Annotated in this window: 12 protein-coding genes and 1 pseudogene; 2 read left to right on the forward strand and 11 right to left on the reverse strand. The window is 30.2% G+C overall.

What is annotated here, in order from left to right; all coding sequences use genetic code 11:
* Positions 1-199 precede the first annotated feature (199 nt).
* From HMPREF3131_RS04310 to norA, 6 genes and pseudogenes are all read right to left on the reverse strand, one after another.
* A pseudogene (locus HMPREF3131_RS04310) lies at positions 200-2,170 on the reverse strand (fructose-specific PTS transporter subunit EIIC).
* A 5-nt stretch (positions 2,171-2,175) separates the two neighbouring features.
* Positions 2,176-3,096, reverse strand: coding sequence for a 1-phosphofructokinase (gene pfkB / locus HMPREF3131_RS04315; RefSeq protein WP_002449570.1), 921 nt, complete (start codon positions 3,094-3,096; stop codon positions 2,176-2,178).
* A gap of 2 nt (positions 3,097-3,098) precedes the next feature.
* Positions 3,099-3,854 carry a DeoR/GlpR family DNA-binding transcription regulator gene (locus HMPREF3131_RS04320; RefSeq protein WP_070436487.1) on the reverse strand — a complete coding sequence of 252 codons (756 nt, stop codon included), beginning with the start codon at positions 3,852-3,854 and terminating at the stop codon, positions 3,099-3,101.
* Positions 3,855-4,001: 147 nt separating this feature from the next.
* Positions 4,002-4,457 carry a Cys-tRNA(Pro) deacylase gene (ybaK, locus tag HMPREF3131_RS04325; protein WP_172457931.1) on the reverse strand — a complete coding sequence of 152 codons (456 nt, stop codon included), beginning with the start codon at positions 4,455-4,457 and terminating at the stop codon, positions 4,002-4,004.
* A gap of 145 nt (positions 4,458-4,602) precedes the next feature.
* Positions 4,603-5,088, reverse strand: a complete 486-nt coding sequence (locus HMPREF3131_RS04330) for a hypothetical protein (protein ID WP_049382110.1) — start codon at positions 5,086-5,088, stop codon at positions 4,603-4,605.
* A gap of 167 nt (positions 5,089-5,255) precedes the next feature.
* Complete coding sequence (norA, locus tag HMPREF3131_RS04335) at positions 5,256-6,419, reverse strand: multidrug efflux MFS transporter NorA (protein ID WP_061544168.1); 1,164 nt, start codon at positions 6,417-6,419, stop codon at positions 5,256-5,258.
* Positions 6,420-6,803: 384 nt separating this feature from the next.
* On the opposite strand from norA, the gene HMPREF3131_RS04340 reads away from it, so the two are divergent.
* Positions 6,804-7,421 carry a DUF1361 domain-containing protein gene (locus tag HMPREF3131_RS04340; protein ID WP_019834919.1) on the forward strand — a complete coding sequence of 206 codons (618 nt, stop codon included), beginning with the start codon at positions 6,804-6,806 and terminating at the stop codon, positions 7,419-7,421.
* A gap of 129 nt (positions 7,422-7,550) precedes the next feature.
* On the opposite strand, the gene HMPREF3131_RS04345 is transcribed toward HMPREF3131_RS04340, so the two are convergent.
* The 3 genes from HMPREF3131_RS04345 to HMPREF3131_RS04355 all read right to left on the reverse strand — a co-directional run bounded on the left by HMPREF3131_RS04345 (position 7,551) and on the right by HMPREF3131_RS04355 (position 10,411).
* Positions 7,551-8,924: a cryptochrome/photolyase family protein gene (locus HMPREF3131_RS04345; RefSeq protein WP_049379643.1), complete on the reverse strand. Its 1,374-nt coding sequence runs from the start codon at positions 8,922-8,924 to the stop codon at positions 7,551-7,553.
* A gap of 141 nt (positions 8,925-9,065) precedes the next feature.
* On the reverse strand, positions 9,066-9,365 hold the full coding sequence (locus tag HMPREF3131_RS04350; RefSeq protein ID WP_019834917.1) for a hypothetical protein: 300 nt from the start codon (positions 9,363-9,365) through the stop codon (positions 9,066-9,068).
* A 122-nt stretch (positions 9,366-9,487) separates the two neighbouring features.
* Complete coding sequence (locus tag HMPREF3131_RS04355; protein WP_019834916.1) at positions 9,488-10,411, reverse strand: CobW family GTP-binding protein; 924 nt, start codon at positions 10,409-10,411, stop codon at positions 9,488-9,490.
* 222 nt (positions 10,412-10,633) lie between these two features.
* On the opposite strand from HMPREF3131_RS04355, the gene HMPREF3131_RS04360 reads away from it, so the two are divergent.
* Entirely contained in the window at positions 10,634-11,071 is a 438-nt protein-coding gene (locus HMPREF3131_RS04360) for a global transcriptional regulator MgrA (RefSeq protein ID WP_002449577.1), read from the forward strand.
* A 115-nt stretch (positions 11,072-11,186) separates the two neighbouring features.
* On the opposite strand, the gene HMPREF3131_RS04365 is transcribed toward HMPREF3131_RS04360, so the two are convergent.
* Positions 11,187-12,854: an amino acid ABC transporter ATP-binding/permease protein gene (locus tag HMPREF3131_RS04365; RefSeq protein ID WP_019834915.1), complete on the reverse strand. Its 1,668-nt coding sequence runs from the start codon at positions 12,852-12,854 to the stop codon at positions 11,187-11,189.
* Complete coding sequence (locus HMPREF3131_RS04370; protein ID WP_070436488.1) at positions 12,838-14,481, reverse strand: ABC transporter ATP-binding protein/permease; 1,644 nt, start codon at positions 14,479-14,481, stop codon at positions 12,838-12,840. The genes HMPREF3131_RS04365 and HMPREF3131_RS04370 overlap by 17 nt, the downstream gene beginning before the upstream one ends.
* Positions 14,482-14,733: the final 252 nt, after the last annotated feature.

Here is a 14,733-nt window from a genome sequence, read left to right on the forward strand (position 1 = left end):
TGGGTTTCTCAGGAAACCCTTTTTGCTGAGGCTCCAATCCAAATTTCTTTGAATATTGCCTTTTTTACAAAGATCTCGATGCTAGTATTCCTTAAAATAGCTTTGAGGCAACACGTTTTCGATTCAATTAACAAATATTAATATATAAAAAATGCCTGAGACAACTCATTATGTCTCAGGCTCATTAAACCAATGTTGATTATTCATCCATAGATTCTGAAGCTTTAATTTCTTGTTCTGTTAATTTTGGTTTCAGTAAACCATAAAGTACTGCTGAAACAAGTGTACCTATAATTAAAGCAATGATAGTTTGGATAATATGACTAAAGTCTGTGGCTGCTATAACGATGATACCACCATGAGGTGCATTAATTCTTGAACCAAGTCCTAATGCAATCGCTCCAGCAACACCTGAACCGACCATCATTGATGGAATCACACGTAATGGGTCAGCAGCTGCAAAAGGTATGGCACCTTCTGTGATGAATGATAGACCCATAACATAGTTAGGTACGATTGAGCCACGTTGCTCTTTTGTAAATTTACGTTTAAAGATAAACATTGCTGTGGCAATTGCTAATGGTGGAATCATACCACCAACCATTGCTGCTGTTATTGGTGCAGCATTACCTTCAGTTAAAGCAGCTGTCGCAAATACATAAGCTGCTTTATTGAATGGACCTCACATATCAATTGCCATCATAGCTCCAATAACTAATCCTAATAGCATAATGTTAGAACCAGATAAACTATTTAAACCATTTAATAATAGATTGTTTAACCATGCTGCAGGTGGATTAAATACATAAATCATTAATAATCCAGTAATTGTCACACTTAATAGTGGATAAATTAATGTTGGTTTTAAACCTTCAACTGCTTGAGGTAAATTACGAGTAATATATTTGATACCTTGTGTTAAATAACCCGCTAAGAAACCAGCAATAATACCACCGATAAACCCAGAGCCACCAGAAATTGCTAACATACCGCCAACTAGGCCAGCTGCAAAACCTGGTTTATCTGCAATACTACGAGAAATGAAACCAGCTAAGATTGGAATAATTAATGCAAAGGCACTCTTATTACCAATATTCCACAATTGTTCTGCAAACGCATTGTGTTCAGGACTTTTTGGATCAAATGAGTTGGCGCCAAATAAGAATACAATCGCCATTAAGATACCACCAGCAATAACAAGTGGTAACATATTAGAAACACCATTCATTAAGTGTTTATAAAATGCTTTACCTGGACTTAATTTTTCATCATTACTATCTTTATCTGTATTTTTTTGTCCACCATGTGCTTTAAATGGTTTTCTACTTGTATCAAGTGCTGTATTAATTAACTCTTCAGGACGTTTAATTCCGTCTGCTACTGGAACCTCAACTACATTTTTACCATCGAAACGATCTGTTTCTACATGAACATCGGCAGCTACAATAATCCCAGTTGCACGTTCAATATCTTGTTGAGTTAAATGGTTTTTAATACCACTTGAACCATTTGTTTCAACTTTTATTTTCACTCCCATTTTTTCTGCTTGTTTTTTCAAAGCATCACGGGCCATATACGTATGTGCAATACCTGTTGGACACGCTGTTACAGCTAAAACGTAAGGTTCGTTAGCATTATCATTCGCTGATGCGCCAGTTGTTGCTTGTGCTTCATCCTCTTGTTCTTGAGCTTCTTTTTCTTCTTCTTTAGTTGCTTCATCATCAGCATCATCAATAATACGAAGTATTTCTTCTTTCGAATTAGCCTGTAATAGATTTTCTCTTACTGTATCGTCCATTAAAATGCCTGACAATTTAGCTAATGCATCTAAATGTGTTTGTGCGCCACCCTCTGGTGCTGCAATCATAAAGAATAAATGCGCAGGTTGACCATCTAAACTTTGATAGTCCACACCTTCTTTTGATTTACCAAAAGCAATCGCAGGTGATGTCACTGCTGCTACTTTAGCATGTGGAATGGCTATTCCTTCACCAATTCCCGTTGTACTTTGTGACTCACGATTATGAATCGCTTCCTTAAATTGAGCTATATCGCTTAATTTACCAGCTGAATCTAATTGATTAACTAATTCATCAATGACGCCATTTTTATCACTAGCTGATAAATCCATAGCAATAGTTTCTTTTGTAAGTAATTCTGTTATTCTCAACTCTATCACTCCCCATCAAGTACAGAAATTGTAACTTGTGACTTGATTTTTTCTATATCTTCTCTTAATGCTAAGTCATCATTAAATGCCGTAGCCGTACCTGAAGCTACTGCTTGGCAAAATGCTTCTTCAAGTGATAGTCCCAACTCAAGACCCGCTACCATACCTGCAACTGTACTGTCACCAGATCCTACTGTATTTACAACTTCACCTTTAGGATTTTGGGCTTTAATACTTCTTGTCTCGTCAACATATATGGCACCATCTCCACCTAAAGAAATAATGACAGATTGAGCTCCATTTTTTACTATTTCTCTACCATACTTAACGACATCTTGATCTGATTTAATTGTGACATCAAACATTTCTTCTAATTCATCTTTATTCGGTTTAATAAATAAAGGATGATATTCTAACACTGTATTAACTAAATCTCTTTCAGCATCCACTACTAATTTTGCACCTGTTTCTTGAGTGATTTTTGCAATTTGAGCATAAGCATCACTCGGAATACTTTTTGGAACACTTCCTGCTACAATGACAGTGTCCTCCTTAGAAGTATGTCTGATCTGATTTAATAATGCTTCAAACTGCTCAGACGTCACATTCGGACCAGGTGCATTAATTTCAGTTTCATCGCCGGATTTTAATTTAACATTAATACGAGTATCTTCATTTACTTTAATAAACTCCGTATTAATATCGCTTTGTTCCAAAATGCTAGAAATAAATTCCCCAGGAAAACCTCCAGCAAATCCTAATGCCGTAGATGAAACATCTAAAGTTTTCAACACGCGAGAAACATTAATACCTTTTCCACCAGCAAATTTGTATGTTTCTCTAGCTCTATTAAGCCCTTTTAGCTCAAATCCATCAGTAAACATGATGTAATCAATAGATGGATTAAATGTCACTGTATATATCATAATTAACCTCCTAAAAAGTGGTATTTCTCTTTGTATTCGTTGTAGCGATTATGATTTCGTAATTGCTCAGATACGATGTACTCAACATGGCAAGTTTTGGTTGAGACATGCGCAAAATATGTTTCATCTAATTTTGAATGGTCTAATAAAACATAAGATGTGGTTGCTTGATGTATTGCTCTTTCTTTAATTAATGCTTCTTTTTCATCGGGTGTGGTTAATCCATGATTCAAATCTAAGCCATTCATACCTATGAAAGCTTTATCAAAACAATAACGTCTTAAAACTTCAAGGGCACTTGCTCCGACAGTAGCAAAAGTGGTAGCTTTTACTTCTCCACCAATCATCAAGGTTTTAATACCTCGATGAAGTAATCTTTCAACGTGAGACAATCCGTTTGTAACCACTACGATATCTTGTGCTTTTATAAATGGAATCATCTCAATTGTAGAAGAACCTGCATCCATAAAAATACAATCATTATCTTCAATGAGCAAAGCTGCCTTTCTTCCAATTTCTTTTTTTTCTTTTAGATTTGTAGACAGTTTTTCAGATAAAATGGGTTCTTGATTTCTATGACTATTAAGTGTCGCACCACCATGAACACGTTGAAGACGTCCAAGTTGTTGTAACTTTGATAAATCTCTTCTTATAGTTGAAGCACTACAACCTGTTCGTTCAATTAACTCTTGGAGTGATAAAAAATCTTTTTTCTTAAGTTCTTGTAAAATTAAACTTTGTCGTTTTTCAGAGATCATCTTTAACACTCCTTTACAACTTTTATTATAGTGTTCGCGCTTACATATTTCAATCAAAAATTATCAAAAACGTTCAAAAACGTTCAAAAAATCGAAAAATTAACAGAGTGTTCACAATGTATATCATTGCTCACTCTGCTAATACATTTAATGTTGAGTAATACGCGCTGTTTGTGCCTGTGTAACTGCAATTAAATCATTAGGTTCAAGTATAATTTGCATGCCTCGTTGACCACCACTCACATTGATTTTGTCTCGTGATAAAGCTGACTCATCAATAATCGTTGGAAACGAATGTTTCATTCCTATTGGAGAACACCCTCCTCTTATATAACCAGTAACTTTTTTTAAATCATCCATCGGCATCAAATTAAGTTTCTTTTCACCTATGACATGTGCCGCTTCTTTTAAGTCTAATGTTTCACTGACTGGTATAACACATACAAAATGATCATGATTAGCATTTTCTAATACTAATGTTTTATAAACGTCTTTCACATTCGCATGCACTAATTCCGCAATTGTTTCTCCATCTAAATGTTCTTCACCTATTTCAAATGTATTTACTGAATAATTAATCTTGGCTCTATCAAGCATTCTCATTGCATTAGTTTTCTTATGTTTCAATGTAACACCTCATTTATCTTCTTTATATATCCCATTTTACTACTCTTTTTGACTAATAAAAAATAGAGTAAGATAGAAATCTTTAGATTTCACTTTCCTACTCTAATCTTACTTTACATTTTTATTTAACATTATTTACAGAAATGATCTCAACTTTACCCATTTTATTAATTGTTATATCTTCAGCTTTTTTGTTTTTTGGATACGCTTCAAAAGTGATGGATTGATTAGTTTCATTCAAACGCTCTAACTTTACAGGCTCTTTATAATTTTGTTGCATATAATTTTCAGCTATCGTTTTACATTCCTCTGTTGAATATAAATATTTTTCTTGAGCTTTCTCATTTAACCTATAGTTAACGTTTTGATTTTGACGAATGTCTGCTTTGCGTTGTGTTTGATCTTTCTCAGAAGCTTCGGCGGTGTGATTGCTGTTTATATTTAATATATTTTCAGTTTCGACAATACTTCCAACTTTTGAAAAAGTAGAAATTGTTCGATGTACCTTAGCTAAGGCATTTTGATTCGTTGCGATAAATAATAGAAATGCCAAACAAATTGATAAAATGATAGCTACCACACTTAACAATATATTTTTTAAATTCATCTCCTTACCCACACTTCTCTTTGAATTTTTTTATATCTTAACATACAAATATAGATAAAATAATTCAATAGAAGGCAATTTAAAATAATTGTAATCTTTGTAACAGTTATATTACCTAACGACTTTTTATTGTTACATTTCTATTATATAAAATATATAAAACTTATTTAATCACATCCGCTACGATTTAACTTTAAATTTTTCTCTATGAAAATAATTACTATCCCAAATAACATTACAATAATAGACATATATAAAGGAAATTCAATATTAACATCAAATAATGAACCTGCTACCAATGGGCCTACAAAATTACCCATACTTGTAAATGTAGAATTAAGTCCTCCAGCAAAACCTTGTCGATTACCCGCTATATTTGAATAATAATTAGTTAGCGCTGGTCGAATTAAATCAAATCCAATAAAGACAATAAAACTAATTAACATAATTGACCAGTAACTATGAGCGATTATAAGACTAAATATAACAATGACAGAATATAATAATGCCCAAGTAATAAATGTAAGTTCAGTGGTATATCTCATAAATTTATCAAAAAAGAAAATTTGGAATACTGCTCCTGCAACACCACCACCTACAATAGCAATTGAAATATCGCCAGGTGCGTAGTTTGCTTTCGCTGAAGTATATAGAGAAAATAACGTCTCAAAAGAAGACAAACCAAAAGCAAGTACAAACGTTAAGATAATTGGAGTAATAAAAACACCCCATTGAATTTTAGAAAGTTCTTTTGTTTCAAAGTGAATATGATGACTTTCCACTGTATTTTGTGGTTGTCGAATCAATATTACAGATATAACAAACGCCATAACACCTAGTGCACCTGCAAAATAAAATGGAAGACGATGTGATACTTCTGCTAAAAAACCACCAATTCCTGGTCCTAAAATAAAACCAGAGTTAATAATTGCAGACATATAACCAAAATTTTTCGCTTTATCTTTAGCTTTAGAAATATCTGCAATCATTCCTGTTACACCAGGCATTACCATCCCTGCACTAAAACCTCCAAGTATTCTTGATACTATTAGAAGTATAAAAGAATGACTCATAGCAAATAAGAACTCAGAGATCGTAAAAAATACTAATCCTAAACAAATAATTAATTTTTTACCCAATTTATCAGCTAAACTTCCTCCAAAAGGAGAAATAATCATTTGGGACAATGAGAAAATGGCTACTAAAATTCCTAAATCGCTTCCTTTTAATCCTAAATCTTTCAAATATACTGGAAGAACAGGAATAACAAGGCCAATTCCAACGAATATTAAAAATATATTAAAATATAATGTAAATAATTGCTTTTTCATATAAGACCACCTCTCTTTTATCTATAATTAAATACTCTTAATGAAATTCATCTAATTCATATTCTGAGAAAAGTTAAAAATTCTAAATTTTTCATTTAGATACTATTATATATTATTTTTTATTTTAAAATATACCATCTTACTTACTTAATAGTTATTCAAAGTATTTTACATTTATGTTATGTATAATCAAATTATCTTAATGATACATATGACATCACGTATTTAAAATTATTGAGATTCTTTTCTTACAGATTACACATCCATTTTACAATTATTAATGCTTCTCTAACTTTAATTATTCTACCTTCTTTTTTCTTGATTACTTCGCCTTTAACCTTTACTATAATAATTCAACTAAATCGTTAGAAAGTAGTGCATATTATGACTTCACGTTATATTGCAAGAATCTATTTTATTATTCTTTTTGTAATATCTTTATTTGAAACACGTGTATTTAACTTTGTAAGCTTGAATTTATTTTTAGCTTACATTCCACTTGAATTATGTTTCTTATTAGATTTATTTAAACCTAGAAAAAAATTTGAATGGCCTATATTTATTATTTTTGCTCTTATTTTTATTTTATTAGTACCCAATACATTTTATATGGTTACTGATCTTATTCATCTTAATCAGTTTACATTTGATTTTTACGTTCAACTTAATTTAACAGAATGGTTATACTTTACTTTCTTACTGTTAAGTGTATTTTTTGCGATTTATTGCATGGCTCTCATATTTGTTCATTTATCTCATTTCACTTCAAAGCTATGGTTAAATCGATGTTTATTAATAACACTTATGTTTTTAAATGGTTTAGGAATATTTATGGGTAGATTTTTGAGATTTCATACTGTTCATTTAATTACCCGTCCCTTTACTATTATCACAGAAGTCATTCGTGCCTTAAATGGTAGTAGTTTAATATTTATTTCATTAATGATGCTACTTCAATTTGTCATTTTATTATTCATTAAAGGGATAAGAATGGCACATTGATATATTTCTATTTAATACAGTTTATTCATGTAGAAAAATTTTATAAGACGTTTAGTTATGTATTTAAAAAAGCTAGGGGTTGAAACATGAACTCAATGTGAACTCTGTTTCCTTCCCCTAGCTCTTTTTTTATATATTTTTAAATATTGTCATCACATATTCGCGCGCAACTTTATGATCTACAATTGGTTTAGGATAATCTTCACCTAATTGTATTCCTTTTTTTACTAATTGTGTTTGATATTGAAATGGGTGATGTAAGAATTTTGCGGGCACATTATCGAATATAGGAATATATTTTTTGATATATAAAGCGTCTTTATCAAAACGTTCACTTTGTCTAGTAGGATTAAACATCCTAAAATACGGCACAGCATCTGTCCCAGTTGAAGCTGACCATTGCCAACCATGTACATTTGAAGCTGCATCATAATCGATTAATTTTTTTCTAAAATAATCTTCGCCCCAAGCCCAATCAATAAACAAATCTTTAGTTAAAAATTGAGAGACTACCATCCGCATGCGATTATGCATAAATCCTGTCTCATTTAATTCATTCATAGCAGCATCAATAATAGGAAAACCAGTTTTACCTTCACACCAGCGATTAAACTCTTCTTTGTTATAAGACCATTGTATAGTACGGTATTTTTCATTAAATGCTTCATGTGCACTATGAGGATATTGAGCCATAAGAACATAATAAAACTCACGAAACATTACTTCTCTAATAAAACTTTCGTAATTATTTTCATTTTCCTCATATCGTTCTAATAAATCTGTAATAATTTGTTTAATATCTATCAGACCATATGCTAGAGCAATACTCAATTGACTAGTGAGTACTTCTGGAAGATACTCTCTATCCTTTTTATAGTTTTGAATACTATGATTTAAATAATCCTGCCAATTGTTTAACGCTTGATCTTCTGATTGTCCATCATGATGATAATCATTAGTTATAGTTTGTTGTGATTGGCTACATTTATTAGCGATATCACTTAAATGATATTGATACGAAGAATGCTGTCTAAGTTTTGAACGGTGTGCTTTATAAAAACTTGTAAATACTTTATATGGTTGTCCTTGCTGATTCATCGTGTTACTTGGCTTAAAATAATGATTAACGTTAATAGTTATTACGGATATATCGTGCTTTTTAAACGCTTGTTTTAAGTGTCGAATATCATATCTTTCTTGATGATAACTCATGATATCGCCCGCCATAACTATTTCTTTAATATCATGTTCAGTACAAAACATACCTAGTTCACTGTAATTGATGACATATGGCTCTATATGATGTTCTTTCAACTGATATAAAAATTTTTCTAAAGTGCCATAATAATAGTTTGCTTTTTTATCTGTACCTTCCTCTTCAAATGTTTCCTTAGGAATTATAAGATAACATTTATCAATGTCATCTTTTTGTTGATTAATATATTCGAATAATGGATTATTATTTATTCTAAATACTCTATTGAGAATGACGCCAATATTCATACTTTCACTCCTAGCCTGAGGATTTGTTAATAATTTAACTACCCTATTTATCTTAAAATTAAAAGGAGTGACTACAGAATTCAATACAAATTCTAAAGTGACTCCTTTTACTTGATTTATATGAGGTGATTCATACTTTTATTAACCAAATATTTCTCGATTAAGTCCAAAAACGTATAATAAAGTAAAGAAAGTTGCTGCACTTAAAATAGTTAAAATTAGCGTTAATATGAGTGTACGTTTGTACTTATTAATAAATGCGATAAATAATATTCCTAAATTATAAGCAAAGAACAATCCAAATAGTGTCATTGTGATTTTTATATTTGTAAAAAAGATATTTAACAATAGAATAATAATTGCAAAAATTAAATATGGGATTGTAATCCACTTAAACTCAAAGCGAATTTGTTTAGTACGTTTATCTTCATTATGATTCATTAATATATCCTCCTTATTCTATTATAAATGATTTATTTTTTTATTCTCATGACAAGACTGTGACATATTTATTAGAAATTTAGAATACTCATAACCACTCACATAAAAATTAAGGAGTCATTTTAAGTAAATTGAATCATTTCTAATTGGTTTTTCAAACGTGTTGTATCAAGCATTTCACCAATAATAACAATCGTTAATGGCACTTCTCTATCAGTTATTCCATAAGTAGGTAATCCCATTGAAAATTGGAATTCGTATATTGCATCCAATTGATCTTTAAATTTTACAAATCCTTTTAATCTGAATACTTCATCTGGCAAACGCATTATAAATTGGTAAAATAATTGTCGATCAATAGGAGCGCTAAACGTATATTTCATAGATTGTACATTATGATGGTGGACATGAACATGCCTATTAATATCAGTAGATTTATTTTTCACTACTACGTCATCTAATTTACTATATGTAGTCACGTAAATCGTTGCTTTATTATTAATAGAAGCCAATTGTTTTTTTATATTTTCTAATTCTACTTGTGTCACTAAATCCATTTTATTAAGAATAATTACATCACTATATTTAATTTGTTCTTCCATTAACTCATTCGTTTCTGCCGTATATTTCATTCTATTATTAAATCTTAACGCATCAACAAGGCCTATTATTTTAGGAATTTCCACGTCATTAACTATTGTTGGATCTTGACACGCTGCAAAGACTTCTAAAGGATGTGCAATTCCAGTCGATTCAATAAGAATGTGTTGACTTACACCTTCTTTAATCAGTGATTGTAACTGTAATACTAAATCATTATTTAAGTCACAACATACGCATCCATTGATTAATGATTTTACAGTAATATCTTCTTCGATAAGTAAACTATCAACGTCAAAAGAACCGAATTCATTCATAATAATTGTTATTTTCTTATCTTTTTTTAATAATTGGTGTATATAATTATTCAAAAATGTAGTTTTACCACTTCCTAAAAAGCCATTAATAATTGTAATAGATATTTTTTTATTTTTATTATTTATCATTTTAAAAACTCATTTCTATATAAAATGTATTTGAAATTAATATTATAAAAATGTACGTTAGATTACACTTGATTAAAATATCGTTTTCTTCTAAAATTTAAGCATACTTTAATTTTAGCATGGCATTGAAATGAAGTGTGTGATAATTTATATTTTACACAACATAGACGAACTTTAATCCGAAATAAAGAGAAACGGATAAATGTCTGGAGGAGAACTTTAATGTCTGAACAACACAATTTAAAAGAGCAACTTTGTTTTAGTTTGTACAATGCACAAAGACAAGTAAATCGCTACTATTCAAACAAAGTCTTTAAAAAGTACAATCTTACCTACCCACAATTCTTAGTTTTAAGCATTTTATGGGAAGAATCGCCTGTAAATGTTAAGAAAGTAGTCACTGAATTAGCTTTAGATACAGGTACAGTATCACCCTTACTAAAAAGAATGGAAAACGTTGATTTAATTAAACGGGAACGTTCTGAAATTGACCAACGTGAAGTATTTATTCATCTTACTGAAAAAAGTGAAAATATTAAACCTGAACTAAGTGATGCATCTCAAAAAGTTGCCATTGCTTCTTCTTTGAGTAACGATGAAGTCCATGAACTTAATCGTCTATTAGGTAAAATTATTACTGCTTTTACCGAAAACAAATAATGTGACATGCTAGTACTAAACTAATTAAAGTTATTCATTTCAAAATGTAATTTATATATTTATCAATAGTGAAAAACCTGAGATCATTCTTTAAAGCTATCTCAGGTTTTTTATTTTATAATGTATTAATATGAATCATGCGATTTAAATACCCCTTATTTTGACTTAATGATACATAATCTCCGTACTCAACAACCTCACCTTCAACCATTACGATAATGGTATCGAAATATGGAAGTAAGTCTAAATCATGTGTAGCAACAACTAATGTTTCTGCTCGCTTGTTAATTTCTTTCATTACATTGTTCGTATTATCTTCATCAAGCGCTGTAGTTGGCTCATCTAATAGCCAAATGTTAGACGATTTTAAAAATAAACGTGCTAAAGATAAACGTTGAATTTCACCGCCAGATAAAGAAGTTCCATCTAAAGTCAATTGAGTGTTCAAATTTAAGTAACTTAAATTCAACATATTTAAGACATCGATTAAGTTTTCATCTTTTTGATTAGATAATAAATTTTCTCTGACAGTACCATCAAATATTTGTTGAGATTGTAATAACGCATTGATTTCATTATATCTATCGTTTTCATTAATTTGAGTAATAGGTTGACCATACAACTCAACACTACCTTCTTCTGTTTCATATAAACCACATAGCAGTTGCATTAACGTACTTTTTCCTGAACCAGAAGGTCCAATGATAGCTACTTTTTCACCTTTATGGATGGTTAAATTAATATCGTTTAATACTAATGTTTCTTGATTAAAATATTTAAAGTTTAGATTAGAAATACTAAATACAGGTTCTTGTTTTGTCTGTACATTTAACTTAGGTGTAGTTATCGAAGAATTAAACACCTCATTAATATCCGTTAATGCTTGATCTGTATCTGCCTTATAATAAGCAAAATTACTCATTGGAATAGCCTGTTCGAACAAAGTTAAAATCATTAATATCATACTCGTTACATATATAACATCTAAATATCCATGTTCAATTTGTATCACGACTAAAGCTAAACTTAAAAAAATCGTTACAATAGAAATGAGATTCAATATATAATCATAAAATGTTAAAAATCGATTTTCTTTAGCTTGTAACCTATCATAATATTCTAATGATTTAACGACTTTCTTTTTATATGCATCTTGTTGATTAAAAGTAATTAACTCTTGATAACCCGCTTTATAATCATAAAACTCAGCCAACATTTTTTGTTCATGAGTAGTAACTTGTTGTTTAAGTATACGTACACGCTTAGCACTTAACCATGGTATAATCCATAAATAAAATAGCATACTTATGACAATTAATATAGCATGAGCAATACTAAAATAAATTAATGCAACAGCAGCAATTAGCGCAGTTAAACCTATTACAAAAGGGGGATAATATACACGTAAATATATATTTTGCAGTGACTCCACCTTATTAACCATTCTTGAGATTAAATCGCTCGATCTAAATTTACGATAAATATTAGGCACTCTTGGAAAAAGTTGCTTTACAAACTGTACTCTTATATTCCTTAACATTGTAAATGTAGTTCGATGGGATAATAATCTTTCAACATATCGCGTAATAGCACGTAAAAATCCAAATAATTTTACAGAAACGACAAGTATCATCAATGCGTAAATAGGCATGCCTAGTGCACTTTGAGTTACCATATATCCACTTAGGAAGAACATTGTAAGTGCTATTAGGCTTCCAGTAATGCTGACTAATATAGCTAAAAATAAATCTTTATCTAAATGAAATTTAATATGTGGTTTCATCTTTATTCACCACCTTATTTAATTGCGTAGAAATTTGATTATCATCTTTAATAAGATGACCTTCTTTTACATATAAACGTCGTGTTGCACGACGTATAGTCGAATTACGATGCGCGATTGTAATTGTAGTAGCATGCTTAAAGTTATGCTCTAATGTTTGTTGAACAATACGTTCAGTTTCAATATCTAAACCTGTAGTAGGCTCGTCAAATATTAGAATACTTGGACGTAGTAATAGTACTCTACAAAGTTCTATTCTTCTCATTTGACCTCCAGATAACATTTCCCCACCTTCACCAATTACAGTGTGAATTCCTTTATTTAAGCTTAAAATCTTTTCTTTTAGTCCTACTGTTTCTAAAGTTTGTAAAATTTTTTCATCTGAAACCTCATTAAACATTGTAATATTATCTTTAACAGACGCCGAAAAAATATATGGATGTTGGTTTAACATACCTATATCTGTAACTTCAGAATTAAATATAATACGACCTTTTGTAGGTGTTATCATTTGCTTAATCAGATTCGCTAGTGTGGATTTTCCAGCACCACTGGGACCAACAATTGCAATGTTTTCTCCTTGATTGATTGAAAAAGTTATATCTTTTAATGCATATAGGGTCGTATTAGGGTATTGATAACTTACTTTATCGAAGTAAATTTGATTTTGCTGATTCTGATTTATGGTAGGCGTGTTAATATTTGATTCTTCAATATTATTTAAAAAATCAAAAATAATATCACTTGCTCCTTCACTTTGTTTACCAGTATGGAAGGCTTGACCTAAATCTTTAATTGCATTGTAAAATTCTGGTGCTAAAATAATCGCAATTACAGCAATTTTAAAATTGATATGGTGAAACACGACTAAACTTAACGTCGCTTCTAGTGCAATTAAACCAATACCTAACATACTTATAAACTCAAGCATAAGACCAGATAGAAATGCACTTTTCAAAATTTTCATCGTTAAATCCCTAAAGTGTGTGCTCTCTCTATAAATACGATTTTCCGTCTCCGTTGTTCGTCTAAATAGTCTTAAAGTAATCAAACCTTTAGCTATATTTAAAAAGCGTTGGCTGAATTGATTTAAATACATCATTTGTTCTTTAGATTCGTCTCGTGTTTTCAAGCCAAAAATAATATAAAACAATGGAATAAATGGTGCAGTAACCGCCATAATAATAGCAGTATTAAGATGTATAAAACACATTACACTAATAATGACGAGTGGTATGAACATAGATTTAAACACTTGCGGCAAGTAATTATTAAAAAAGGGTGTAATTCCATCTATAACTTCAGTTAAAATGTTTGTTTGTACGCCAATTGAAGCTTTAGACTTACTTGTTATTATTTTTTGACGAAGGTCATGTTTAACTTTGTAAGCTAAAATATCCCCTAATCGTTGATTCAACATATTAAACGTTACTCTCAAAATTAATACAATTAAAATAATAAATAACAATGAATAGATAGATGAAAGCTTGTGGTACAAGACTTGATTCAAAAACTCAGCAATTCCAATATTTTGAATCACTACACATATGGCTAACAATACACTAGTCATTCCCATAAAAATTGGAAATAATTTATATTTAAAGACTAAACTCATTAAATTTTTCAACTTTCTTCACCTAATGCTTTATTATAGAAGCTTGATCACAAATAATCATTTAATTGATTTCAAAGTTAAGTGACAATATTATGTCATTTCTTTGAATTCATCATCTTCCACACAATACAACAAAATAATATTTTATTTCAAAACAACATGACATTATTGTCATATACACCAGTAATTATTAGTAAATTATTATTTCAATATGCTATGATAATAAAGTGAATTTTTTAAAATAAAATATTTAGCATAAATAAA

The sequence above is a fragment of the Staphylococcus sp. HMSC14C01 genome (assembly GCF_001808085.1).
Taxonomy (GTDB): Bacteria; Bacillota; Bacilli; order Staphylococcales; family Staphylococcaceae; genus Staphylococcus; species Staphylococcus hominis.

What these genes read in the sequence shown, in the direction of transcription:
- pfkB (WP_002449570.1), bottom strand. Translation starts at nt 3,096, where the DNA reads ATGATATATACAGTGACATTTAATCCATCTATTGATTACATCATGTTT.
- HMPREF3131_RS04320 (WP_070436487.1), bottom strand. Translation starts at nt 3,854, where the DNA reads ATGATCTCTGAAAAACGACAAAGTTTAATTTTACAAGAACTTAAGAAA.
- ybaK (WP_172457931.1), bottom strand. Translation starts at nt 4,457, where the DNA reads ATGAGAATGCTTGATAGAGCCAAGATTAATTATTCAGTAAATACATTT.
- HMPREF3131_RS04330 (WP_049382110.1), bottom strand. Translation starts at nt 5,088, where the DNA reads ATGAATTTAAAAAATATATTGTTAAGTGTGGTAGCTATCATTTTATCA.
- norA (WP_061544168.1), bottom strand. Translation starts at nt 6,419, where the DNA reads ATGAAAAAGCAATTATTTACATTATATTTTAATATATTTTTAATATTC.
- HMPREF3131_RS04340 (WP_019834919.1), top strand. Translation starts at nt 6,804, where the DNA reads ATGACTTCACGTTATATTGCAAGAATCTATTTTATTATTCTTTTTGTA.
- HMPREF3131_RS04345 (WP_049379643.1), bottom strand. Translation starts at nt 8,924, where the DNA reads ATGAATATTGGCGTCATTCTCAATAGAGTATTTAGAATAAATAATAAT.
- HMPREF3131_RS04350 (WP_019834917.1), bottom strand. Translation starts at nt 9,365, where the DNA reads ATGAATCATAATGAAGATAAACGTACTAAACAAATTCGCTTTGAGTTT.
- HMPREF3131_RS04355 (WP_019834916.1), bottom strand. Translation starts at nt 10,411, where the DNA reads ATGATAAATAATAAAAATAAAAAAATATCTATTACAATTATTAATGGC.
- HMPREF3131_RS04360 (WP_002449577.1), top strand. Translation starts at nt 10,634, where the DNA reads ATGTCTGAACAACACAATTTAAAAGAGCAACTTTGTTTTAGTTTGTAC.
- HMPREF3131_RS04365 (WP_019834915.1), bottom strand. Translation starts at nt 12,854, where the DNA reads ATGAAACCACATATTAAATTTCATTTAGATAAAGATTTATTTTTAGCT.